Origin of the sequence: Acidovorax sp., from assembly GCF_046339755.1 — a bacterium.
Taxonomy (GTDB): Bacteria; Pseudomonadota; Gammaproteobacteria; order Burkholderiales; family Burkholderiaceae_C; genus Acidovorax.
The window spans coordinates 12107-35471 of record NZ_JBKDTZ010000193.1 but is presented as its reverse complement, the minus strand read 5'-3'; the positions used below and the strand labels follow the sequence as shown (position 1 = coordinate 35471).

Below are 23365 nucleotides of genomic sequence, written 5' to 3'. Positions count from 1 at the left end.
GCTGTAGCGGTGCGGCTGGAAGGCCAGCACCAGGCGCCGCCCGGGGAAGGCGCCACGCGCCGCGGCCAGCGTGGCCGCCATCTCCACCGGGTGGTGACCGTAGTCATCGATGACGGTGAAGCGGCCACCGTCCTTCGCCGGCAGTTCGCCATAGCTCTGGAAGCGCCGGCCCACGCCCTTGAAGCCGGCCAGCGCACGCTGCACGGCCTCATCGGGGATGTTCAGTTCCACCGCTACGGCGATGGCGGACAGTGCGTTGAGCACGTTGTGCTCGCCCGCAAGGTTGAGCACGATCTCCAGGTCCGGCAGCGTGACGCCGTTGCGCCGCTGCACGGTGAAGCGCATCTGCCCACCCTCTGCGCGCACATTGACGGCGCGCACCTGAGCATCCTCGGAAAAACCGTAGCTGGTGATCGGGCAGGTCACGCTCTGCAGGATGTCGCGCACGGCGGGGCTGTCCACGCACAGGATGGCGGTGCCGTAGAAGGGCATGCGGTGCAGGAAATCGACGAAGGCCCCCTTGAGCCGGCCGAAGTCGTGCCCGTAGGTCTCCATGTGGTCGGCGTCGATATTCGTCACCACCGCCATCACGGGCAACAGGTTCAGGAACGAGGCGTCGGACTCGTCGGCCTCGACCACGATGTAGTCGCCGCTGCCCAGCTTGGCATTGGCGCCGGCGCTGTTCAGGCGCCCGCCGATCACAAAGGTCGGGTCCAGCCCCGACTCGGCCAGCACGCTGGTCACCAGGCTGGTGGTGGTGGTCTTGCCGTGCGTACCGGCAATGGCGATGCCTTGCTTCAGGCGCATCAGCTCGGCCAGCATCAGGGCACGGGGCACCACAGGGATGCGCTTGTCGCGTGCGGCCAGCACCTCGGGGTTGTCGGCCGTGACGGCGGTGGAAGTAACCACCGCATCGGCGCCATCGATGTGCGCGGCCGCATGGCCCAGGCAGGTCTTGATACCCAGGCCCTGCAGGCGGCGCAAGGTGGCGCTGTCGGCCAGGTCCGAGCCGGAAATGCGGTAGCCGAGGTTGAACAGCACCTCGGCGATGCCGCTCATGCCGGCGCCTCCGAGGCCTACGAAATGGATGTGGCGAATGGCGTGCTTCATGGTGTTGCAAGCTCCTCGCAGGCAGTCACCACTTCATGGGTGGCGTTGATTTTTTGCATCTTCTTGGCTTCTGTGGCCCGGCGCAGCAGCTCCGGGCGCTCTGTGTTGCTCAGCACCGCGGCCAGGCCCTGGGCCGTGAGCTCGCGCTGCGGCACCAGCCAGCCGCCCCCGGCGTCCACGAGGAAGCGTGCGTTGGTGGTCTGGTGGTCGTCCACCGCCGAGGGGAAGGGCACGAACAGGGCGGCAGCGCCCACGGCAGCGATTTCGGTCACGGTGCTCGCGCCCGCGCGGCAGACGATGAGGTCGGCCTGCGCAAACGCGGTGGCGGTGTCGTCGATGAAGGGGGTCAGCTCGGCCTCGACCCCGGCGGCGGCATAGTTGGCGCGCAGCGCGTCGATCTGGGTGGCTCCGCTCTGGTGCAGCACCACGGGGCGCTGGGCGGCGGGAATCAGGGCCAGGGCCTGGGGCACGATCTCGTTGAGTGCGCGTGCGCCCAGGCTGCCCCCCACCTCCAGCAGGCGCAGCGGTCCGCTGCGGCCGGCAAAGCGTTCGGCCGGATCCGGCTGGCGCGTGAACGGTGCGCGCAACGGGTTGCCCACCCACTGGCACTTCTTGAACGAGCTGGGGAAGGCGGTGAACACCCGGTCGGCCACGCCCGCCAGCACCTTGTTGGCCATGCCAGCCACCGAGTTCTGCTCATGCAGCACCAGCGGCTTGCCCCACAGCACGCCCATCATGCCGCCTGGGACGGTGATGTAGCCACCCAGGCCCACCACCACGTCGGGCTTGACGCGGCGCACCACCTGCAGCGCCTGCCAGAAGGCGCGCAAGAGGCGCAGCGGCAGCAGGGCCAGCGTGATCGGGCCCTTGCCACGCACGCCTGAAAAATCGATGGTCTCCAGCGCAAAGCCCTGCGGTGGCACGATGCGCGACTCCATGCTGCCGGGCGCGCCCAGCCAGTGCACGCGCCAGCCGCGTGCGCGCAGTTCCTCGGCCACGGCCAGGCCCGGGAAGATGTGGCCGCCGGTGCCGCCGGCCATGATGAGGGCGGTCTTGGGCGTACTCATACGCGGCCTCCGCGCATCAGACGCTGCGCGTCTGGCATTGCTTGCGCAATGCAGTGCTTGTTTTGACGAAACAATCCCCTCATACGCGGCCTGCGCGCATGACCGGGCGCTGCGCACCCGGCATTGCTTACGCAATGCGGTGCATTGTTTTGAATCAACAAGCACCTCATACGCGGCCTCCGCGCATGAGGTGCTTGTTTTCATAATCCACCCGCAGCACCACCGCGATCGCCACCAGGTTCATCAGGATGGCCGAGCCCCCGAAGCTCATGAGCGGCAGCGTGAGCCCCTTGGTGGGCAGGGCCCCCAGGTTCACGCCCATGTTGATGAAGGCCTGGAAGCCCAGCCAGATCGCCACGCCCTGGGCCACCAGACCCGCGAACACACGGTCGAGCGCAATCGCCTGGCGGCCTATGTGCATGATGCGGCGCGTCATCCACAGGAACAGCACGATCAGCACGAGCACGCCCATGAGGCCAAACTCCTCGCCGATCACGGCCAGCAGGAAGTCGGTGTGCGCCTCGGGCAGCCAATGGAGCTTTTCCACGCTGCCGCCCAGACCCACGCCGAAGATCTCGCCGCGGCCGATGGCGATCAGCGAGTGCGACAGTTGGTAGCCCTTGCCCAGCGCATGCTGCTCGCTGCACGGATCGAGGTAGGCGAACACGCGCTCGCGGCGCCAGGGCGAGCTGGCGATCATCAGCGCGAAGGCGCCCACCAGCACGCCCGCGATCAGGAAGAACATGCGGGCGTTGACGCCCCCCAGGAACAGGATGCCCATGGCGATCACGGCCACCACCATGAAGGCGCCCATGTCGGGCTCGGCCAGCAGGAGCACGCCGACGATGGCCACGGCAGCGCCCATGGGCAGCACGGCGCGGAAGAAGCGCTCCTTGACCTCCATCTTGCGCACCATGTAGTCGGCGGCATAGATGAGCACGGCGAACTTGGCGATTTCGGAGGGCTGGAAGCCCACCGGCCCGATGGACAGCCAGCGGCGCGCGCCATTGACCACCTTGCCCACGCCCGGGATCAGCACCGCCACCAGCAGCAGCAGCGCCGCCACGAAGAGCCAGGGCGCCGCGCGCTCCCAGAGCTTCATGGGCACCTGGAAGGCCAGCAGCGCCGCGACGAAGCCCACCACCAGGTACATCATGTGCCGGGTGAGGAAATGGGTGGGTGCGTAGTTGGCGAAGCGCGGGTTGTCCGGCATGGCGATGGAGGCCGAATACACCATCACCAGGCCCCAGGCCAGCAGCCCTACCACCACCCACAGCAGGGCCTGGTCGAAGCCCAGCACGCTGGCGGGCGTGGTGGTGGACTGGCGGTACTCGGTGCCGCCGACGCGCACCGGCAGCCCCTCGCCGGCCTTGCCGGTGAGGCGGCCGAGCCAGCCGGCCCGGCGCTGCTGCAGGCCCACGGGGGCGCTGGCGGTGGTTGCAGCCATCACATGCCCTCCAGGGATTGGCCGGCGTCCTGCGCCATGGCCAGCACGGTGTCGCAGAACACACGCGCGCGGTGTTCGTAGCCGGTGAACATGTCGAAGCTGGCGCAGGCAGGCGACATCAGCACCGCGTCGCCCGCGTGTGCACGCTCGCGCGCCTGGTGCACGGCCTCGGGCAGCGTGACCGCATCGAGCAACGCAACCCCGCTGTCCGGCAGCGCAGCGCGGATCAGCGGCGCATCGCGCCCGATCAGCACCACGGCGCGCGCATAGCGCGCGACCGGGGTGGCCAGGGGTGCAAAGTCCTGCCCCTTGCCATCGCCGCCCAGGATCAGCACGATGCGCCGGTCGGCCCCCAGGCCGTTGAGTGCGGCCACGGTGGCGCCCACGTTGGTGCCCTTGCTGTCGTCGAAATACTCCACGCCGTCGATCAAGGCCACGGGCACCCCCCGGTGCGCCGCGCCCCGGTACTCGCGCAGGCCGAACTTCAGGGGCGACAGCGTGCAGCCGGCCGACGACGCCAGGGCCAGTGCCGCCAGCGCGTTGGAGGCGTTGTGGCGCCCGCGGATGCGCAGCGCGTCGGCCGGCATCAGGCGCTGGATGTGCAGGTCTTCTTCATCCACCAAGGCAACCGGCGCGGCCTCGCCCGTTGCTGCAGCCACCGCACGTCGGCGGGTGCTGCGCTTGCGGGTTTCGTCGGCTTCGTGCGCGCGCACCAGCCAGGGAATGCTGCCCACGGTCTCGATACCGAAATCCCCGGGGCGCCGGGGCATGTCGATGCCGAAGCTCAGATGCTCCCGCAGGGGCACTTTCACGGGCTGCTTGCTGCGCGCGCTCGGGGCAGGCTTGCCGGAGGCCAGCTGTGCCGCCTGGGCCGTGGCGGCAGAGGCCGTGCCGAGCATGTCCATGACCGTGGGGTCGTCGCGGTTGAGCACCATCAGGGCCGTGTCGCCGAAGATGCGCGCCTTGGCCGCCGCGTAGGCGCTGATGTCGCCATGCCAGTCCAGGTGGTCCTGGGTGATGTTGAGCACGGTGGCGGCCGTGGGCTCGAAGCCGGTGGCGCCATCGAGCTGGAAGCTGGAGAGCTCCAGCACCCAGACCTCGGGCAGGGTATCGGCGTCGATGTGCCCGGCCAGGGTATCGAGCAGTGTGGGGCCGATGTTGCCGGCCACGGCCACGCTCTTGCCGGCACGCTCCACCAGTTGCCCGGTGAGCGAGGTGACGGTGGTCTTGCCGTTGGTTCCGGTGATGGCCAGCACGGCTGGTGCGTAGCCGTGCGAAGCGCGAAGGTACTGCAGCGCCGCCGCGTACAGCCCGAGCTCGCCACCCGTGGCCAGGCCGATGGCTTGCGCCGCCGCCCACACCGGCGCGATGGTGGCGGGGCTCAGACCAGGGGAACGGTAGACCGCGTGCACGCCGGCACCGCCTTCGACCAGGCTGGCGTCGAACGGTCCGGACACGAAACGCACGCCGGGCAGTTCGTGCCGCAGCACCGCCAACTGGGGCGGTGCCTCGCGCGTGTCCGCCACGGTGACGGTGGCACCGCAGCGCACGCACCAGCGCGCCATGGCCAGGCCGGAGGCCCCCAGGCCCAGCACCAGGAAGTGCTTGCCTTCATAGGGCAGCATGCCCTCGCCCGGGCGGCCCTGGGGCTGCGCCGCCTCGGCCTCGCCATTCGGGTCGTCCACCGGTGCGGCCAGCAGCGGCGAAGGCTCAGGCATATCGGGGGCGTTCACCTCGGCAAAGATCTGCGCCACGAAGTCCGCGGCGGCCTTGGCGGCAGAGATGGCAGGGGCCACATAGCCATCGGAGGGCGCAGACGGGGTTGCAGCCGCGGGCGCTCCCTGAACGGGATTCTCAAGCACAGGATCAGCCGCCGCGTCTGCCTCGGCGTTCTGTGGCGCCTGTGCAGCCGTCACGTCCCCGGCAGGCAGCTCGCTGTCCACGGGATCGAGCACCTTGGTTTGCTGCGCCATGGGCTCAGCCGCCTCGGCATCCTCTGCGGGCGGGGTGTGCACGGCCTCGGGCACGCGCACCCTCTCCTCACCGGCCATCTCGGGCAGGTGCTCGCCGGCCAGGGGGCCGTTGGCGTGGGGATGGTGGGGCGTGGTCGTCATGATCAGCGCAGCTTGAGCGTGGACAGCCCGATCAGGCACAGCAGCATGGTGATGATCCAGAAGCGCACGACCACCTGGGTCTCCTTCCAGCCGCTCTTCTCGAAGTGGTGGTGCAAGGGGGCCATCTTGAGCAGGCGGCGGCCTTCGCCATAGCGCTTCTTGGTGTACTTGAACCAGGTCACCTGCAGCATCACCGACAGGGCTTCGACCACGAAGATGCCGCCCATGATGGCCAGCACGATCTCCTGGCGCACGATGACCGCGATGGTGCCCAGCGCAGCGCCCAAGGCCAGCGCGCCCACGTCGCCCATGAACACCTGGGCGGGATGGGCGTTGAACCACAGGAAGGCCAGGCCGGCCCCGGCCATGGCGGCGCAGAAAATCAGCAGCTCACCGGCCCCCGGGATGTTGGGGAAAAACAGGTACTTGGAATAAACCGAGCTGCCGGTGACATAGGCGAACACCCCCAGGGCCGAGCCCACCATCACCACCGGCATGATGGCCAGGCCGTCCAGGCCGTCGGTCAGGTTCACGGCGTTGCTGGACCCCACGATGACCAGGTAGGTCATGACCACGAAGCCGAGCACGCCCAGCGGGTAGCTCACCTCCTTGAAGAAGGGCAGCTGCAGGCCGGCCTTGGGCGGCAGGTCGAGCGCGAAGCCCGACTGCACCCAGGTCATGAACAGCTCGAAGACCTTGGCGTTGGAGCTCTCCGAAATGCTGAACACCAGGTAGACCGCCGCAATCACGCCGATGACGGACTGCCAGAAGTACTTCTCGCGGGAGCGCATGCCCTCGGGGTCCTTGTTGACCACCTTTCGCCAGTCGTCGACCCAGCCGATGGCACCAAAGCCCAGCGTGACGATGAGCACGATCCACACGAAGCGGTTGGACAGGTCGAACCACAGCAGCGTGGAGATCGCGATCGACAGCAGGATCAGCACGCCGCCCATGGTCGGTGTGCCGCTCTTGGACAGGTGCGACTGCATGGCGTAGCCGCGGATGGGCTGGCCGATCTTGAGCGAGGTGAGCACGCGGATCACCTTGGGGCCGGCGAGCAGGCCGATGAGCAGCGCGGTGAGCGCCGCCATCACCGCGCGGAAGGTGAGGTACTGGAACACGCGGAAGAAGCCGAGCTCGGGCGACAGCCCCTGCAGCCATTGCGACAGGATCAGCAGCATGAGGCACCTCCTTGCAAGAGGCGCCGGCCCTGGCAGGCACTCGTCGTTTCAGTGGATTGCGTCATGGCTTCCCTCGGACTTTCCTTGTTGTTCTTGTTGTGTTGCTGCTTGCGGGGCTGTGGCGGCCGCAATGGCCTCCACCACCCGCTCCATCTTCATGAAGCGCGAACCCTTGACGAGCACGCTGCCCACAGTGGGCAGTGCGGCGCAGACTGCGGACTGCAGTTGCTCCATGCTCTCGAAATGCGTGGCGGCGCCATGGGCGCGCGCCGTGTGTGCGGACAATGTGCCCAGCGCGTACAGCATGGCGATGCCTGCGGTGCGTGCCTGGGCGCCTGCCTCGGTGTGGAACTGCGGACCCTGCTCCCCGACTTCGCCGATGTCGCCCACCACCAGCAGGTGGGGGCCAGGCAGCGCGGCCAGCACCTGGATGGCCGCCTGCAGCGAATCGGGGTTGGAGTTGTAGGTATCGTCCACCACGGTGACCTCGCGCCCGGCATGCTGCACGCTGAAGGCGCGCGAACGGCCCTTGACGGGCGTGAAGGCATCGAGCCCCCGCGCGATGGTGGCCAGCGGCGCGCCGGCAGCCAGCGCGCAGGCCGTGGCGGCGAGGGCATTCGTGACGTTGTGGCGGCCAGCGATCTGCAGGCGGCATTCCAGAGCGCCACCAGGCGTTTGCACCTGCACGGACCAGGCGCCCTGCGTCCATTGCGCCGAAGTGCATGCCACCTCGCCGCGATCGCCGAAAGTCAGGCAGCGGCGCCCGCCTGCGAGTTCGCGCCACAGGAGGGTGAAGGCATCACCGGCCGGGAACACGGCCACGCCATCGGCGGGCAGCGCCGCGAACACGGAGCCATTCTCGCGTGCCACGGCCTCCACGGTGTGCATGAACTCCATGTGCTCGCGCTGGGCATTGTTCACCAGCGCCACCGTAGGCTGGGCCATGGCGGCCAGCACGGCGATCTCGCCGGGGTGGTTCATGCCCATCTCGATCACGGCGGCGCGGTGTGGCTCGCGCAGGCGCAGCAGCATCAGCGGCACGCCGATGTCGTTGTTGAAATTGCCTTGCGTGGCAAAGGCGGCGTCGCCCTGCCAGGCGCGCAGGATGGAGGCGATCATCTGCGTCACCGTGGTCTTGCCATTGCTGCCGGTCACGCCGATCAGCGGCAGGCACAACTGTGCGCGCCAGCCCGTGGCCAGGGCACCCAGCGCGGCCAGGCTGTCGGAGACCTCGATGCCGGGCAGGCCGGTGGTCTCCAGGCCGCCATGGGCCACGGCAGCAGCCGCACCGCCAACGCGGGCCTGGTCCAGGAAGGCATTGGCATCGAAACGCTCGCCCTTGAGCGCCACGAACAGGTCGCCCGCCTGCAGTGTGCGGGTATCGGTGTGCACGCGTTGCACGGCCGTATCGCCGTCGCCCACCAGGCGCGCCGACGGGACGCGCTGCTGGATGAGGGCATGCGCCTGGCGCAGGTTCATCATCATCGTCATGCCCATGTGCGGGCTCCTCGGGCCTGCAGCGCGGCATGCGCATGGGCCATGTCGGAGAACGGCAGGCGCACGCCGGCCGTCTCCTGGGTGTCTTCGTGCCCCTTGCCGGCGATCAACACCACGTCCATCGCATCGGCCTGGCCGATGGCGGCGGCAATGGCGGCGGCGCGGTCGGGCTCGGGCTGTACCGAAGCGCCGGCAATCGTGCCTTGCAGGATCTGGTGGATGATCACGGCGGGGTCTTCGCTGCGCGGGTTGTCGCTGGTCACCAGCACGCGGTCGGCCTGCTGCTGCGCCACGGCGCCCATCAGCGGGCGTTTGCCGGCATCGCGGTCGCCGCCGCAGCCGAACACGCACCACAAGCGGCCACCGCGCTCGGCCGCCAGCGGGCGCAGGGCGCGCAGCGCCTTGTCCAGGGCATCGGGCGTGTGGGCATAGTCCACGGCCACCAGCGGCTGGCCTGGCGCCACCAGGCGCTGCATGCGGCCCGGTACGGGCTGCAGGCGGCTGCAGGCATCGACCGCATCGGCCAATGGCACGCCCAGGCTGCGCAGCGTGGCCAGCACGCCCAGCAAGTTCAGGATGTTGTACTGGCCGATCACCTGGGTTTGCAGCACGTGCTGCTCGGCGCCTTCGACCACGGTGAAGCGCAGGCCCTGCTCACCCAACATGGCATCGGTGGCGCGCAGGCGCGCACCGGCATCGAGCGCAATGCTCCAAAGGTCCAGGCCCGAAGCTGCCAGCTCGCCATGCAACTGGGCGCCGGCTGGATCGTCCACATTGATGACGGCGGCCTTCAGTTCCTCCCAGCCGAACAGCTCGCGCTTGGCCAGCCAGTAGTCGGCCATGCTGCCGTGGTAGTCCAGGTGGTCCTGCGTGAAGTTGGTGAATACCGCTACACGGATGCGAGTGCCGTCCAGGCGCCGCTCGGCAATGCCGATGGAAGAGGCCTCGATGGCGCAGGCGGAAAGGCCCTCGTCCGCGAACTGTGCGAAGGCGCGCTGCAGGCGCACCGGGTCGGGCGTGGTCATGCCGGTGTAGGTGAGCGCGGGTGGGCGGCCCATGCCCAGGGTGCCGACGATGGCGCAGCCTTTACCGCTGCCTTCACCGGCCAGCAGGTTCAGGGCATCGGCCAGCCACCAGGCGGAGCTGGTCTTGCCGTTGGTGCCGGTCACGGCCAGCACGTCGAGCCGGTCCGTGGGGTGACCGAACCATTCGGCCGCAATCAGGCCCGTGGCCGCCTTGAGGCCCGGCAGCGCCGCGATGTGTTCGCCTTCGAAGGCGAAAACCTCCACCCCCGCCTGCTCCACCAGGCATGCCGTGGCACCGCGCACCAGGGCGTCGGCCACATGGGCGCGCCCATCGGTGGCTGCGCCGGGCCAGGCGATGAAACCGTCGCCCGGCGCCACCTGCCGGCTGTCGGTCTGCAGCGTGCCGGTGACGCGCCTGCGCAGCCACTGCACGGCATCGCGCGGGGAGTTCAGCATCGGGGTCACAGGGACTCCTCCACCGGATTGGCCACGATCTGGGGCTTGACGGCCATGTCGGGCTGCACACCCATCATGCGCAGGGTCTGCTGCACCACCTCGCTGAACACCGGTGCGGCCACGGCACCGCCGTAGAACACGCCGTTGCTCGGCTCGTCGATCATCACCGCCACGATGATGCGTGGCTTGTCGATGGGCGCCATGCCGGTGAACCAGGCGCGGTACTTGCCCGAGGCGTAGTTCTTGCCCACCTGCTTGCGCGCCGTGCCGGACTTGCCGCCCACCGAATAGCCCAGGGTCTGGGCCTTCTGGCCGGTGCCACCCGGGCCGGCCGCCATCTGCAGCATCTTGCGCACCTGGTCGGCTGTGCGTTCGGAGAACACGGGCACACCGATGGCGGGCTCATCGGTCTTGAACATGGTGGCCGGGATCACGCGGCCGCCATTGGCGAACACGGTGTACGAACGCGCCATCTGGAACAGGCTGGCCGACAGGCCATAGCCGTAGGACATGGTGGCCTGCTCCACCGGGCGCCAGGTCTTGTAAGGGCGAAGCTTGCCGCTGACCACACCGGGAAAGCCGATCTGCGGCTTCTGCCCGAAGCCGGCCGCCGAGAAGGTCTCCCACATCTCGCGCGCCGGCATCTGCATGGCGATCTTGGTGGTGCCCACGTTGCTCGACTTCTGGATCACGCCTTCGACCGTGAGCAGGCCGTAGTTGTGCGTGTCCGAGATCGTGGAGCCGGTGATCGTGATGCGACCGGGATTGGTGTCCACCGGTGTCTCGGGGCGCACACGCCCGCTCTCCAGCGCCAGGCCGATGGTGAAGGGCTTCATGGTCGAGCCGGGCTCGAACACGTCGGTCAGTGCGCGGTTGCGCAACTGCTCGCCGGACAGGTTCTGGCGCTTGTCGGGCACATAGCTCGGGTAGTTGGCCAGGGCCAGCAGCTCACCGGTGTGCGCATCGAGCACCACCACGCTGCCGGCCTTGGCCTTGTGCGCCGTGACCTGGTCGCGCAGCTTCTGGTAGGCGAAGAACTGCACCTTGCTGTCGATGGACAGCTGCATGTCGCGCCCGTCCACGGGCGGCACGGTCTCTCCCACGCCTTCGACCACGCGGCCCAGGCGGTCCTTGATGACGCGACGCGAGCCCGCCTTGCCGGCCAGCTCCTTGTTGAAGGCCAGCTCCATGCCCTCCTGGCCGTGGTCTTCCACGTTGGTGAAACCCACCACGTGGGCCGCAGCCTCGCCCTCTGGGTACTGGCGCTTGTTTTCCTTGCGCTGGTAGATGCCCTTGATGCCCAGGGCTGCGATCTGCTGGCCCACGTCCCAGTCGAGCTGGCGCTTGATCCAGACAAAGGTCTTGTCCTCATCGGCCAGCTTGGCGTTGAGCTCGGACAGCGGCATTTCCAGCAGCTTGGCCAGTTGCTTCATCTTGGCCTTGACCTCGGGCTGGTCCTGCTCCACGTCTTCCGGGATGGCCCAGATGCTGGCGGCCGGCACGCTGGAGGCCAGGATCAGGCCATTGCGGTCCAATATCTTGCCGCGGTTGGCCGGCATCTCCAGGGTGCGCGCAAAGCGCACCTCGCCCTGGCGCTGGAAGAAGGCATTGCCGAACACCTGCACATACGCCGCGCGCGCGCCCAGGCCCAGAAAGCCGAGCGCGATCATGGCCACGATGAACTTGCTGCGCCAGACCGGCGTCTTGCTGGCCAGCAGCGGGCTGGAGGTGTACAGGACGCTGCGGCTCATGGCTGCGCCCCCGAGGCCGCAGCCGGTGCGGCCGAAGGCGAGGTCGCGGCCACGGCAGTCACGCCGGCCGGATCGGACACATACTGGGTGATGGCCGGGGTGGCCGTGCGCATCTGCAGCTGTGCACGCGCGAGTTTTTCCACGCGCAACGGCGTGGCCTGGGCACGCTTTTCCACCTGCAGGCGCTGGTGCTCGGTCTCGAGCCGGCGCGCCTCGGCCGTGGCCCGGTCGAGCTCGGTGAACAGGCGACGCGACTGGTACTGGGTGTGCACCAGGAACAGCGCACTCGCCAGTACCGCCAGCAGCAGCACCAGGTTCAACCGCGTCATGCAGGCACCTCCGTGCGCTCGGCCACGCGCATGATGGCACTACGCGCACGCGGGTTGGCGGCCACTTCAGTTGCTCCGGGCTTGATGCGGTCCAGCGCCACGAGCTTCATGGCCTTGGGCGCGGCAAAGGGCGCTCGCCGGTCGTAGACCTCCTTGGAGTGCTGGGCAATGAACTGCTTGACGATGCGGTCTTCGAGCGAATGGAAGCTGATGACCGCCAGGCGGCCACCCGGCTGCAGCACCGAGAGGCTGGCCTCTAGCGCCTGTTGCAGCTCTTCAAGCTCGGCGTTGATGAAAATCCGAAGAGCCTGAAATGTGCGCGTTGCAGGGTTCTGGCCCGGCTCGCGGGTCTTGACCGCGCCAGCCACGAGACTGGCCAGTTCACCGGTGGTTGCAAGAGGGCCCCGCTCTTGGCGCCACGCAACAATCGCCTTTGCAATGGGGCCAGCAAACCGTTCTTCACCGTAGTCACGTATCACCTCCGCAATCTGTTGAACCTCGGCAGTTGCCAACCACTGGGCCACGCTTTCGCCGCGCGTGGTGTCCATGCGCATGTCCAGCGGGCCATCGAACCGGAAACTGAAACCCCGCTCGGGGCTGTCGATCTGGGGCGAGCTCACCCCGAGGTCCATCAGCACCCCCGCTGCGCTGCCCGCAGGCAGTTCGCCGAGGTGGCGAAATCCTTCGTGCCGAATGGAAAAACGCGCATCGTGGATGCGCGTTGCTTCGGCGATGGCTTCGGGGTCCTTGTCGAATGCCACAAGGCGCCCCTGTGGCCCCAGCCTGAGCAGGATGCGCCGCGAATGCCCGCCGCGCCCAAAGGTGGCGTCCACGAAGGTGCCGGACGGCTCGGGGCCCGCGCCGCCCAGCAGCGCGTCCACCGCTTCTTCGAGCAGGACGGTCGTGTGTTGCAAAGCTTCGGTCACCGCGCGCCCTTAGAAAGAGAAGTCCTTGAAGACGTCCGGCATCTCGCCCTGCATGGCCTTGGCCTCCTGCTCGTCGTAGGTGGCTTTGTCCCACAGCTCGAAGTGGTTGCCCATGCCCAGCAGCATGGTCTCGCGCGAAATGCCGGCGGCTTCGCGCAGCTCGGGTGCGACCAGCACGCGGCCCGTGCCGTCCATCTCCACATCCTGGGCGTTGCCCAGGAAGATGCGCTTCCACCACTGGGCGGACATGGGCAGTTCGGCAATGCGCTCGCGGAACTTCTCCCACTCGGGACGCGGGAACACCATGAGGCAGCCGTGGGGGTGCTTGGTGATGGTAAGTTGCCCGCCTGCCGTAGCCGCCAGGACGTCACGATGCCGGGTCGGCACGGAAAGCCGACCCTTCGCATCGAGACTGAGCGACGAGGCACCTTGGAACACGGACGATTTCCCACTCGGTTGGAATCCACTCGCGCCCTGAATTCAGGCTTCGAGGGCACTTTTCACCACTTAATTGCACTTTTTTGCACTGTAGCAGGAAAAGCACACCGAGCAAGGGGGTGCACAACAAACTTTTGCAATGAAATCAAGGACTTAGGCGTGACTCCAAACAGTCCGTACAAGCAAAAGTCCTTGAGAGATAACCACTTAGCGCAGGCTATGCAAGTGATACCTCAAAGGCGCGATCCAAGGTCACAGGATGTAGCGCGAGAGATCCTCGTTCCGGCTCAGAGACTGCAGACGGGCATCGACATAGGCTGCATCGATCACTACGGTCTGGCCCGATAGCCGTGCTGCATCGAAGCTGACCTCGTCAAGCAGCCGTTCCATCACCGTGGACAGGCGGCGCGCGCCGATGTTCTCCGTGCGCTCATTGACCTCGAAGGCGATGTGTGCCAGGCGCGTGATGCCCTCGGGCGCGAACTCCAGGGTCACTCCCTCGGTCGCCAGCAGCGCCTGGTACTGCTTGACCAGGGAGGCGTGCGTCTGCACCAGGATGGCCTCGAAATCCTGCACCGACAGCGAACCCAGTTCCACCCGGATCGGGAACCGCCCCTGCAGCTCGGGAATCAGGTCGCTGGGCTTGGCCAGGTGGAAGGCGCCCGAGGCGATGAACAGGATGTGGTCGGTCTTGACCATGCCGTACTTGGTGGACACGGTGGTGCCCTCCACCAGCGGCAGCAGGTCGCGCGGCACGCCCTGGCGCGAGATTTCGGCGCCGCCGCTTTCCTGGCGTGCCGCGACCTTGTCGATCTCGTCGATGAAGACGATGCCGTTCTGCTCGGCATTGGCGATGGCGCGGGTCTTGATCTCTTCCTCGTTGACGAGCTTCGCCGCTTCTTCCTCGATGAGCAGCTTGAGCGCCTCAGCAATCTTGAGCTTGCGCGTGCGCCGCTTGTCCTGGCCCATCTGGCTGAACATGCCGCGCAGTTGCTCGGTCATCTCCTCCATGCCCGAGGGACCCATGATCTCCAGCGCCGGCCGGCTTTCGGCCACGTCGATCTCGATTTCCTTGTCGTCGAGCGCGCCCTCGCGCAGCTTCTTGCGGAACACCTGGCGCGCGGTGCTATCAGCAGCGGGGGGCTCACTGCCGGCGGCCGAGCGGGCCACAGGAATCAACACATCCAGGATGCGCTCTTCGGCCGCATCTTCGGCACGCGTACGCACCTTGCGGGTTTCGGCATCGCGCGTCTGCTTCACCGCGATCTCAGCCAGGTCGCGGATGATGGAATCCACGTCCTTGCCCACATAGCCCACCTCGGTGAACTTGGTGGCCTCGACCTTGATGAACGGGGCATCGGCAAGGCGCGCCAGGCGCCGCGCGATCTCGGTCTTGCCCACGCCCGTGGGGCCGATCATGAGGATGTTCTTGGGCGTGATCTCGTGGCGCAGCGTGCCCTCGACCTGCTGGCGGCGCCAGCGGTTGCGCAGCGCGATGGCCACGGCGCGCTTGGCGCCGGCCTGGCCGACGATGTGGTGGTCGAGTTCGGAGACGATTTCTTGGGGGGTCATGGACGACATGGGGATCCGCCTGGTAGCAAGGGAGGAACCGGCCGCCGCAGCACACTGCGGCCGGCGCCATGAAAAGGACGACCCGGAGCCGTTGCGCCGGGCCGGGCACTCAGAGTGTTTCGATGGTGTGGTGCATGTTCGTGTAGATGCACAACTCACCCGCGATTTCGAGGGATTTCTTGACGATCTCCTGCGCCGGCAGATCGGTGTGATTGAGCAATGCCTTGGCGGCCGAGTGGGCGTAGGCTCCGCCCGAACCGATGGCCACGATGCCGTGCTCGGGCTCCAGCACGTCGCCATTGCCGGTGATGATCAGCGAGGCCTCCAGGTCGGCCACGGCCAGCATGGCTTCGAGGCGGCGCAGCACGCGATCGGTGCGCCAGTCCTTGGTCAGCTCGATGGCAGCACGCACCAGATGGCCCTGGTGCTTGTCCAGCTTGGACTCGAAGCGCTCGAACAAGGTGAAGGCATCGGCCGTGGCCCCGGCAAAGCCGGCCAGCACCTTGCCATGGTGCAGCTTGCGCACCTTGCGGGCCGAGCCCTTGACGACGATATTGCCCAGGGTGACCTGGCCATCGCCGCCGATGGCGACCTGCACGCCGGCAGGGGTCTGGCGGCGCACGCTCAGGATGGTGGTGCCGTGAAACACCGGGTTGTTTTCAGAGGAGTCCATAGCTGCCGCAAATGGGGTCGCCGAGCCTGCTTTCAAGTCAACACGGAGTCCAGGCCACCACCGCATACGCCCCTTGAAACTGGCGCTGTCTGAGGCCAGCGCCCCTGCGCAAGGGCCGCCCCGCCGTGCTGGGGGTGTCCCCCTCCCGAGTCGCGCAGCGAGTCGAGAGAGAGGGAAGGCGCGAAGCGACTCAAGGGGTGCTTAGTTCTTGCGGGGCAGGACCCAGGCGTGCTCGTTGATGCCGATCACGTTGAAGAAGATGGCCACCAGGCGCTGCAGGTTGTGGAAATGCACTTCGCGGCCCTGGCCCTGCTGCTCTGCCGCCCAGTTGAGGACTGAGCCGGCTGCGGCAAAGTCGACGCGGATCAGCCTGTCGCAGGACACCACGAGCGGCACCCCGGGGCGCATCAGCGCCTGCAGGGGCTCCAGCAGTGGGGTGGCATCGCCATCGATGTGGCCGCTGAGCGATGCCGCAGGTGTGGCATCGGGTGCAGCGGGAGCGGACGCGTCCAGGCCGAAATCCGAGGCCAGCATGTCGCGTTCGGCGGGTGCCGCCGCCTGGCTGCTGCTGGCCGCCGTGGCATCGTCCGAATAGCCCATCTTGGGCGCAATCCAGGAGGGTGGAGAGACTTCGTAGGTCACGCAGTAGTCGAGCGCCACCAGCTCGAACTCGTCCGGCCGGCCCATCAGGCGCAGCGCGGCCATGCGCAGGCGCCACCACTCGGGGCCCGACGCCCGGTCGCCCGACTGGGTCATGATCTCCATCAGCGTGGTGAGCCGGTCCACACCCGAGAACACGAACTGGCCCGGCCGGTCGGCCCACTTGGTGAACAGATCGGCCAGCAAGGGCACTGCGGCATCGTCGATGCCCGAGATGCGTGTCCAGGCCAGGCTCCAGGGCGAGGCCGAGCGCTCGATCGAGGCCTGCAGCGCGGCCACGGAAGAGACGGTCAGGCGGGCCGGCGCATTCCAGCTGAAGTCACGGCGGGCCGCACCCGCCTTGGGCTCCTGTTCCTGCACCAGGCCGAGCTGCTCGGGCATGGAGAACCACAGGGGGGCCGAGCGGCTGAAGCCGGCGGCAAAGTCGATGGCCAGGGTGTCGAAGCGGTCATGCTGTCCCGTAGCGCGGTACAGGTCGAACAGCGTCATCCAGATTTCCAGCTGCTGCGCCGGGTCGTCCTGCTGGTGCTGTGCGAGCACGTCGAGCAAGCCGGACTCCGCCCCTGCGTGATCGCCGTTGGCGAAGCGGATGGCGGCTTCTTCGAGGTCGGGTTCGTGCACGAATTCCTCCGGTTCGGATGCGGTTTCGGGCGTTGGTGGTGTGGTGCTCGGCTCAAACGAGGCCAGTTCGGTGGCCTGTTGCAGCGGCTCTCCCCGCATGGTCGCATCGGTGCCGCCAAACTGGCCGATTGCCATGCTGTCGTCATCAAAAAGAGGCTTGACCGCCGCCGGAGCCGCACTGATGGGCGCCGCCAGGCTGACGGGTGCCGTGGGGGCGAAGGCGCGTGCAGCGGCTTCGTCCTCGCCGCGGAAATCCGCCGGCTGGGTGGGAGCGTCGCCATTGGCCTTGCTCTTCCACCACTGCTGCGACATCTGCGCCTCGATCTCGTCGATCTTCTTGAGCGTCACGGCGCGCTCGTCGGGCGAGGCCATGCTGCTCTGGAAGAACGAAGGTCGTGCGGTGGTATCCTCGGTGCGTTGGCCTTTAAGCACTTCTCGCTGGCGCAGCTTGCGCAACTGATCGAACTCGCGGCGCCGCACGAAATCGTTGCGGCGCTTGCGCTCGATCATCTCCTTGAGCATCTGCTTACTGTACTGGCTCTCCCGGTCGTCCTGGAGCGAGTCGAGCTCGGTCCAGTTCGTCGTCGGGTTGCGCACAAACCGCACCATCTTGGACAGCAGGCCGCCGGGCGTGGTTTCTTCCTTGCTCATGGGATAGGCGAGAGAGGGGTCGTGCGCAAAGTGCTCAGGCAAGAAGGACTTCAGTCCCCAAACATTTTCTGCTTGAGTTCGCGGCGCTGCTGCGCCTCAAGCGACAGCGTGGCCGTGGGACGGGCGATCAGGCGGCCGACACCGATGGGCTCGCCGGTCTCGTCGCAGTAGCCGTAGTCGCCTGCATCGATGCGGGCGATGGACTGCTCGATCTTCTTGAGCAGCTTGCGCTCGCGGTCGCGCGTGCGCAGCTCCAGAGCGTGCTCTTCCTCGATGGTGGCGCGGTCGGCAGGGTCCGGCACCACCACGGTGTCTTCACGCAGGTGCTCGGTGGTCTCACCGGCACTGTTGTGGATGTCCTGCTTGAGCTGGACCAGCTTCAGGCGAAAGAACGCCATCTGCTTGTCGTTCATGTATTCGCTGTCAGGCATGGCCAGGACTTCCGCGTCGGTCAGTTCCTGGGCCGTCTTGGCTTTCCAGTTGTTGGCCAGCTTGGGGTCTTTTTTGGCAGCAGTGAAAGTGGGATGCACTTGCGCGGTCGTGGGCATGGTCTGTTGGTAGCTGGCTTTGGCAGCGGTGGAAGCCGTTGCCTGTGCCATGGATGGTACGGTCAATTGGGCCAATCGGGAAGAAGGCCGGGTCGTGCGCACGGGTACATGGGATCCCGCCTGCGGGTCAGGGGCGGGGGCGACGGGCACCGGGGCGGCTGTCACCTTGGGAGCAGCCTTGGCAGGAGCCTTTGCAGCAGCTTTGGCTGCCGCTGGGACGGCAGCGCTTTTACCCGCGCTCGGAGCTGCTTTCGCAGCCGCCTTGGATTTGCTGGTTTCGGCTTTCACTTCCTGGTCTCCTCGCAGTACGGGCGGACCCAGGCTGCGCTGGCAGCCAAGGGTGGATGGCAAGCCTTCCGGGGTTTTACCGGGGCGCGATTGTATCGACCTGGGCTGACGCAAACGAAAACGTTGCGGATACGACACATCTTGCCATCCATCTCGCCGAACTTCGAGAGAAATCAGGCCCGGGACATTCTTTGACAATCCGGCCCCGGGCCCGTCAGGCCAGGCTCTGTTCCAGGCCTTGCAGGAGGATGTCCTTGGGCAGGTCGATGCCGATGAAGACCATCTTGCTCAGGCGCTCCTCCCCCTCGGCCCACTGCGGCCCCAAATCACTGCCCATGAGCTGGTGCACGCCCTGGAAGATCACCTTGCGCTCGGTGCCCTTCATGTAGAGCACCCCCTTGTAGCGCAGCATGCGCGGCCCGTAGATATTCACGATGGCGCCCAGGAAGTCTTCGAGCTTGGCCGGATCGAAGGGGCGCGTGGAACGGAAGACGAAGCTCTTGACGTCGTCGTCATGGTGATGGTGGTGGCCGTGGCCGCCATGCTGGTGCGAGGGGTGGTCGCAGTGCTCGCCATGTTCATGGTCATGGTGGTCATGGCCATGGTCGTGGTGGTCGTGCCCGCCCTCTTCCTTGAGGAAGTCGGGGTCGATGTCGAGCTTGGCATTGAGGTTGAAGCCGCGCAGGTCCAGCACCTCCTTGAGCGGCACCTCTCCGAAATGCACCGCCTTGATGGGCGCGCGCGGGTTCATGTGCTTCAAGCGGTGGATCAGCGCGTCGGTCTCCTCGGCGCTCACCAGGTCGGTCTTGGACAGGAAGATCTGGTCGGCAAAGCCCACCTGGCGTCGCGCCTCCTGGCGGTCGTTGAGCTGCTGGGGCGCGTGCTTGGCATCCACCAGCGTGACGATGGAGTCGATCAGGTAGGTCTCGGCGATCTCCTCGTCCATGAAAAAGGTCTGCGCCACGGGGCCGGGGTCGGCCAGGCCCGTGGTCTCGATCACGATGCGGTCGAAGTCGAGCAGGCCTTTGCGCTTCTTGGCAGCCAGCAATTGCAGCGTCTCGCGCAGGTCTTCGCGGATGGTGCAGCAAATGCAGCCATTGCTCATCTGCACGATCTGCTCCTTGGACTCGGTCACCAGGATGTCGTTGTCGATGTTCTCCTCGCCGAACTCGTTTTCGATCACGGCGATCTTCTGACCATGGGCTTCGCTGAGCAGGCGCTTGAGCAGGGTGGTCTTGCCCGAACCCAGGAAGCCGGTGAGGATGGTGGCAGGAATGAGGGACATGGAAGGGCCTATGGTGGGCAGAATGGAAAAACGTGGGGGAGTTTAGCGGCGAAATCAAGGCTGCGCTGTGCGCGAGAAGTGCCCATGCACCACCCGTTTTGCGGCAAAATCATTGTCATACATGGCTTCTAAGCTATGCATTCTGCAGCATACAAAGCGGATACTGATGTAAGTCTGTTGCGTTAGGATGGGCTGCAGACCGTCCCGTTCAGAAATTGTGCCGCTCCATGGATTACCGACTGACCGCCACCTTGCTCGACAGCCTGGGCCTCGCCATGTGCGTCTTCGATGCGGATGACCGTTCCGTGCTGTGGAACACCTCCTTCCTGCGCTTCTTCCCGGAACACGATGGCCACCTGCATGCCGGTGAGCACTATGGCGACAACCTGCGCCGCTTTTACCGAGGGCGCCTGTCCCCCGAGGACATGGTGCACATCGACCGCTACATCGCCGACGGCATCCAGCGCAACCGCAACCAGACCCGGCCCTACGTCTTCCAGCACCGGGGCCGCTGGCTGCGGGTGTCGTCGCTGGCGCAACCGGACGGACACCGCGTGCGGGTCTGGCTCAACCTGTCAACCGCCGAGGCCTGGCAGCACGACGAGCGGCCACCGGACGTGCTGATGCGCGACCTGCAATCACCCGACGCGATGCAGATGCTGGAAGACGTGGGAGACGGCGCGGTGCTTCTGGATGCCCAGGAACGCATCCTCTATGCCAACGACCGCTTCATCACCATGTACGGCTTTGCCACCAAGGCCGCAGTGGCCGGCCGGACCTTTGCCGACCTGGTCCTGGACCTGTGGGACGAATCGGGCGTGCCGCGCGCGCAGGCCCGCAGCAACCAGGACCTCAGCGCGGCGCTGTTCGATGGCTCCGTGTTCGCGGGGGCTCCGTTCGAGGTGCCCCTGCCGGGGCAGCGCTGGATGCGGGTCACCATGAACCGCACCATGGGCGGGCAGACCTACGCCTTCCACTCCGACATCAGCCCCTCCAAGCGGCAGGAACTGCGCCTGCTGCAAGCCGAGCGCCACGCCCGGGAGCGCGAGCAGGAGCTGCGCATGCTGACCGACCAGTTGCGCGACGAAACGCACCACGACGCGCTCACCGGCCTGCACAACCGCCGTGCGCTGCAGGCACAGTTGCGGGACCTGGCCAGCAACCCGGGCACGCACGGCCTGCTGTTCATCGACCTCGATGGCTTCAAGTCCGTGAACGACATGGCAGGCCACGCCGCGGGAGACGAGGTGCTGCGCCAGGTGGCAGGACTGCTGCGCGGCTCGGTACGCACGGGCGATACCGTGGTGCGCCTGGGTGGCGACGAGTTCGTGGTCATGCTCGGCCACTGCGACGCCGCGCAGGCCCATGCCGTGGGCACCAAGGTGGTCCAGGCCGTGGGGACCCAGGAATTCAACGCCCATGGGCAGGGTTTTCGCATCGGCGCCAGCGTCGGCGTGCGCATCTTCAGCGGCACACAGGACATGGAGGGCCTGCTGCGCGACGCGGACATTGCCTGCTATGCCGCCAAGCGCAATGGCCGCGCCCGGGTGGAGATACACCACCGCCCCGCGGACGCTGCCTCATGACTTGCGCATCACCACCAGTCCCTTGAGGTATTCGCCTTCGGGAAACTCCAGCGTCATCGGGTGGTCGGGAGCCCCCGCCAGGCGCTCGACGATGTAGCCATCCACCCCCGCATCGGCACCCGCCGAGGCCACGATCTTGTGGAACAGGTCGGCGCTGATGCCGCCCGAGCACGAGAAGGTGAACAGCACGCCGCCCGGGGTGAGCAACTGCAGTGCCAGGCGGTTGATGTCCTTGTAGGCGCGCGCGGCGCGTTCGGCATGCGCCGCGGTGGGCGCAAACTTGGGCGGGTCCAGGATGATGGCGTCGAAGCGCTGGCCTTCCTTCTGGAACTGGCGCAGCGAGGCATTCACGTCCGCATCGAGAAAACGCGCGCGGTTCACGTCGAAGCCATTGAGCGCCACGTGTGCCCGGGCCCGCTCCAGTGCCGGCCCCGAGGAGTCGATGGAGATCACCTGCCCGCCGCCCGGGCCGCCCGCCGCCTCGGCCGCGCGCATGCCCGCCAGCGCGGCCACGCTGAAGCCACCGGTGTAGCAAAAGCAGTTGAGCACATGCTGGAAGCCCAGGCGGCGCGCGTAGTCGGCAAAGCGCTTGCGGCTGTCGCGCTGGTCCAGGTAGAAGCCGGTCTTGTGGCCTTCGGCGATGTTCAGCGTGAGCTGCCACTGGTGCTCATGGATGGTCAGTTCCACGGGCGGCGCCTCGGCGCCGGCCCCCGGCCCGCCGCGCAGCCAGCCGGTGGCCGGCTCCAGGCCCTCCAGTGCGCGCACGCTGGCATCCGAGCGCTCGTAGAGCCGGGTCAGGCCGGTCTCGCGCAGCAGGGCATCGGCGATGACGCTCTTCCAGCGCTCGGTCCCAGCGCTGGTGAACTGCGCGACCAGGGTGTCGCCATAGCGGTCCACGATCAGGCCGGGCAGGCCATCGGACTCGCCATGCACCAGGCGCACCCCGTCGCTCTGCACGTCAAAACGTGCACGGGCAATGATGGCGCGTGCGCAGGCGGCAATGAAGAAGGGCGCATCGATGCGCTGCGCCTCGTCGAAGCTCCACACCCGGGCGCGGATGCGCGAGCTCGGGCTGAATGCGGCCCAGGCCAGGAACTGGCCCTCGTGCGATTCGACGCGCACCGTCTCGCCGCTGTCGCCACCGCCCTTGGCGATGGCCGACTCGAAGATCCAGGGGTGGCGGCGCAGGAGCGAGCGCTCCTTGCCAGGGCGAAGGCGAAGGGTTTTCATGACCCCGATTGTCGCGCCGTTGGCGCCGGCCTCTGGATTACAGCTTCTGGCCGAAGCGCTCGAAGCGCGGCATGAAGTAGCGGTCGGTGTCGGCCGATACCAGCACGCCCAGCGCCCGGCCGATCAGCAGGTGGCGCGGCACCAGGCCGATGTAGCGCGAATCGGCGCTGTTGTCCCGGTTGTCGCCCAGCACCAGGTACTCGCCTTCGGGCACGGTCACGGGAGCGAAACTGCTGTGCGCCGTCACGCCATGCAGCCACTGCACCCGCCGCTCGTGGCCCTGGATCTGCTCCGTCAGCCGGGTGGCATCGACAGTGCGGCCCAGGCCCACCGCCTCCTGCAGCGCCTGCGGCGTGCCGTAGCGGGCGGCCTCGCCGTTGATGATGAGCACCTCGTCGCGCATCTCCACCGTGTCGCCGGGCACGGCCACCAGACGCTTGATGAGGCGCGTGCCGTCGAGCGGCGAAGAGAAGGTCACCACGTCGCCACGCTGCGGCTCGCCCAATTGGGCCAGCACCACGTCGGTGAGCGGAATCTTCACGTTGTAGGCCAGGCGGTTGACGAACACCACGTCGCCCTCGACCAGGTTGGGCCGCATCGATCCCGAGGGAATGGGGTTCCAGTCCGCCACCGCCGTGCGGAACAGGCCGAAGCACATCAACAGCACCAGAAATCCCTTGTTGGCCTTGATCCAGCGTCCCATTGCTCTGCTCCTCCTGTGGTTCCGGGGTCGGGGACAGCGCCATGGCGCTGCCGCCCCTTCGGAGTCAGCCAGCAGCCAAAGGTTCCCTTCTCCTCAGGTATTACCCGTGCGCATGTGCTGCCATACCGGTGCACAATGGACTCGGCAAGAATGTGTGTTCCGCCACCCCTTGGATGTGTGATGACGCAGCCCGCCGCGCCACCGCAG

Annotated in this window: 19 protein-coding genes; 1 reads left to right on the top strand and 18 read right to left on the bottom strand. The window is 67.1% G+C overall.

Annotated features, from left to right (window positions below; all coding sequences use genetic code 11):
- The 16 genes from murC to ACK59X_RS15835 form a co-directional block, all read right to left on the bottom strand.
- Positions 1 to 1110: UDP-N-acetylmuramate--L-alanine ligase (murC, locus tag ACK59X_RS15910; protein WP_409958647.1), on the bottom strand; the 1110-nt coding region annotated here is incomplete at its 3' end.
- Positions 1107 to 2177: an undecaprenyldiphospho-muramoylpentapeptide beta-N-acetylglucosaminyltransferase gene (gene murG, locus ACK59X_RS15905; protein ID WP_409958645.1), complete on the bottom strand. Its 1071-nt coding sequence runs from the start codon at positions 2175 to 2177 to the stop codon at positions 1107 to 1109. The genes murC and murG, both read right to left, overlap by 4 nt.
- Before the next feature lie 166 nt (positions 2178 to 2343).
- The gene (gene ftsW, locus ACK59X_RS15900; RefSeq protein ID WP_409958643.1) at positions 2344 to 3624 is read right to left on the bottom strand and encodes a putative lipid II flippase FtsW; all 1281 of its coding nucleotides are present in this window, start codon (positions 3622 to 3624) and stop codon (positions 2344 to 2346) included.
- Positions 3624 to 5675 (bottom strand): Mur ligase family protein, encoded by a 2052-nt coding sequence (murD, locus tag ACK59X_RS15895; RefSeq protein ID WP_409958653.1) that lies wholly within the window; start codon positions 5673 to 5675, stop codon positions 3624 to 3626. The genes ftsW and murD overlap by 1 nt, the downstream gene beginning before the upstream one ends.
- Positions 5676 to 5740: 65 nt before the next feature.
- Positions 5741 to 6919 (bottom strand): phospho-N-acetylmuramoyl-pentapeptide-transferase, encoded by a 1179-nt coding sequence (gene mraY, locus ACK59X_RS15890; protein ID WP_409958641.1) that lies wholly within the window; start codon positions 6917 to 6919, stop codon positions 5741 to 5743.
- Positions 6920 to 6967: 48 nt separating this feature from the next.
- Positions 6968 to 8416 carry a UDP-N-acetylmuramoyl-tripeptide--D-alanyl-D-alanine ligase gene (gene murF, locus ACK59X_RS15885; protein ID WP_409958639.1) on the bottom strand — a complete coding sequence of 483 codons (1449 nt, stop codon included), beginning with the start codon at positions 8414 to 8416 and terminating at the stop codon, positions 6968 to 6970.
- Positions 8407 to 9897 carry a UDP-N-acetylmuramoyl-L-alanyl-D-glutamate--2,6-diaminopimelate ligase gene (locus tag ACK59X_RS15880; RefSeq protein WP_409958651.1) on the bottom strand — a complete coding sequence of 497 codons (1491 nt, stop codon included), beginning with the start codon at positions 9895 to 9897 and terminating at the stop codon, positions 8407 to 8409. Before ACK59X_RS15880 ends, murF begins: the two co-directional genes overlap by 10 nt.
- Before the next feature lie 5 nt (positions 9898 to 9902).
- Positions 9903 to 11648, bottom strand: coding sequence for a peptidoglycan D,D-transpeptidase FtsI family protein (locus tag ACK59X_RS15875; RefSeq protein ID WP_409958637.1), 1746 nt, complete (start codon positions 11646 to 11648; stop codon positions 9903 to 9905).
- Entirely contained in the window at positions 11645 to 11977 is a 333-nt protein-coding gene (ftsL, locus tag ACK59X_RS15870) for a cell division protein FtsL (RefSeq protein ID WP_409958635.1), read from the bottom strand. The genes ACK59X_RS15875 and ftsL overlap by 4 nt, the downstream gene beginning before the upstream one ends.
- Positions 11974 to 12903, bottom strand: coding sequence for a 16S rRNA (cytosine(1402)-N(4))-methyltransferase RsmH (gene rsmH / locus ACK59X_RS15865; RefSeq protein WP_409958633.1), 930 nt, complete (start codon positions 12901 to 12903; stop codon positions 11974 to 11976). The genes ftsL and rsmH overlap by 4 nt, the downstream gene beginning before the upstream one ends.
- 9 nt (positions 12904 to 12912) lie before the next feature.
- Positions 12913 to 13341, bottom strand: coding sequence for a division/cell wall cluster transcriptional repressor MraZ (gene mraZ, locus ACK59X_RS15860; protein ID WP_409958631.1), 429 nt, complete (start codon positions 13339 to 13341; stop codon positions 12913 to 12915).
- 252 nt (positions 13342 to 13593) lie between these two features.
- Positions 13594 to 14922, bottom strand: coding sequence for an ATP-dependent protease ATPase subunit HslU (gene hslU / locus ACK59X_RS15855; protein WP_409958629.1), 1329 nt, complete (start codon positions 14920 to 14922; stop codon positions 13594 to 13596).
- Positions 14923 to 15022: 100 nt separating this feature from the next.
- Positions 15023 to 15586, bottom strand: coding sequence for an ATP-dependent protease subunit HslV (gene hslV / locus ACK59X_RS15850; protein WP_409958627.1), 564 nt, complete (start codon positions 15584 to 15586; stop codon positions 15023 to 15025).
- Positions 15587 to 15787: 201 nt separating this feature from the next.
- Positions 15788 to 17518 carry an STAS domain-containing protein gene (locus ACK59X_RS15845; RefSeq protein WP_409958625.1) on the bottom strand — a complete coding sequence of 577 codons (1731 nt, stop codon included), beginning with the start codon at positions 17516 to 17518 and terminating at the stop codon, positions 15788 to 15790.
- Between the two features lie 50 nt (positions 17519 to 17568).
- On the bottom strand, positions 17569 to 18354 hold the full coding sequence (gene dksA / locus ACK59X_RS15840; RefSeq protein ID WP_409958649.1) for an RNA polymerase-binding protein DksA: 786 nt from the start codon (positions 18352 to 18354) through the stop codon (positions 17569 to 17571).
- 214 nt (positions 18355 to 18568) lie between these two features.
- Positions 18569 to 19639: a CobW family GTP-binding protein gene (locus ACK59X_RS15835; protein WP_409958623.1), complete on the bottom strand. Its 1071-nt coding sequence runs from the start codon at positions 19637 to 19639 to the stop codon at positions 18569 to 18571.
- Positions 19640 to 19866: 227 nt separating this feature from the next.
- Here ACK59X_RS15835 and ACK59X_RS15830 point away from each other — a divergent pair, with 227 nt between their 5' ends.
- Complete coding sequence (locus tag ACK59X_RS15830; RefSeq protein ID WP_409958621.1) at positions 19867 to 21225, top strand: diguanylate cyclase domain-containing protein; 1359 nt, start codon at positions 19867 to 19869, stop codon at positions 21223 to 21225.
- On the opposite strand, the gene ACK59X_RS15825 is transcribed toward ACK59X_RS15830, so the two are convergent.
- Both ACK59X_RS15825 and lepB read right to left on the bottom strand, forming a co-directional pair.
- Positions 21220 to 22455 carry a class I SAM-dependent rRNA methyltransferase gene (locus ACK59X_RS15825; RefSeq protein WP_409958619.1) on the bottom strand — a complete coding sequence of 412 codons (1236 nt, stop codon included), beginning with the start codon at positions 22453 to 22455 and terminating at the stop codon, positions 21220 to 21222. The two genes, ACK59X_RS15830 and ACK59X_RS15825, sit on opposite strands and share 6 nt — an antisense overlap.
- Before the next feature lie 37 nt (positions 22456 to 22492).
- Positions 22493 to 23158, bottom strand: a complete 666-nt coding sequence (lepB, locus tag ACK59X_RS15820) for a signal peptidase I (RefSeq protein ID WP_409958617.1) — start codon at positions 23156 to 23158, stop codon at positions 22493 to 22495.
- Positions 23159 to 23365: the final 207 nt, after the last annotated feature.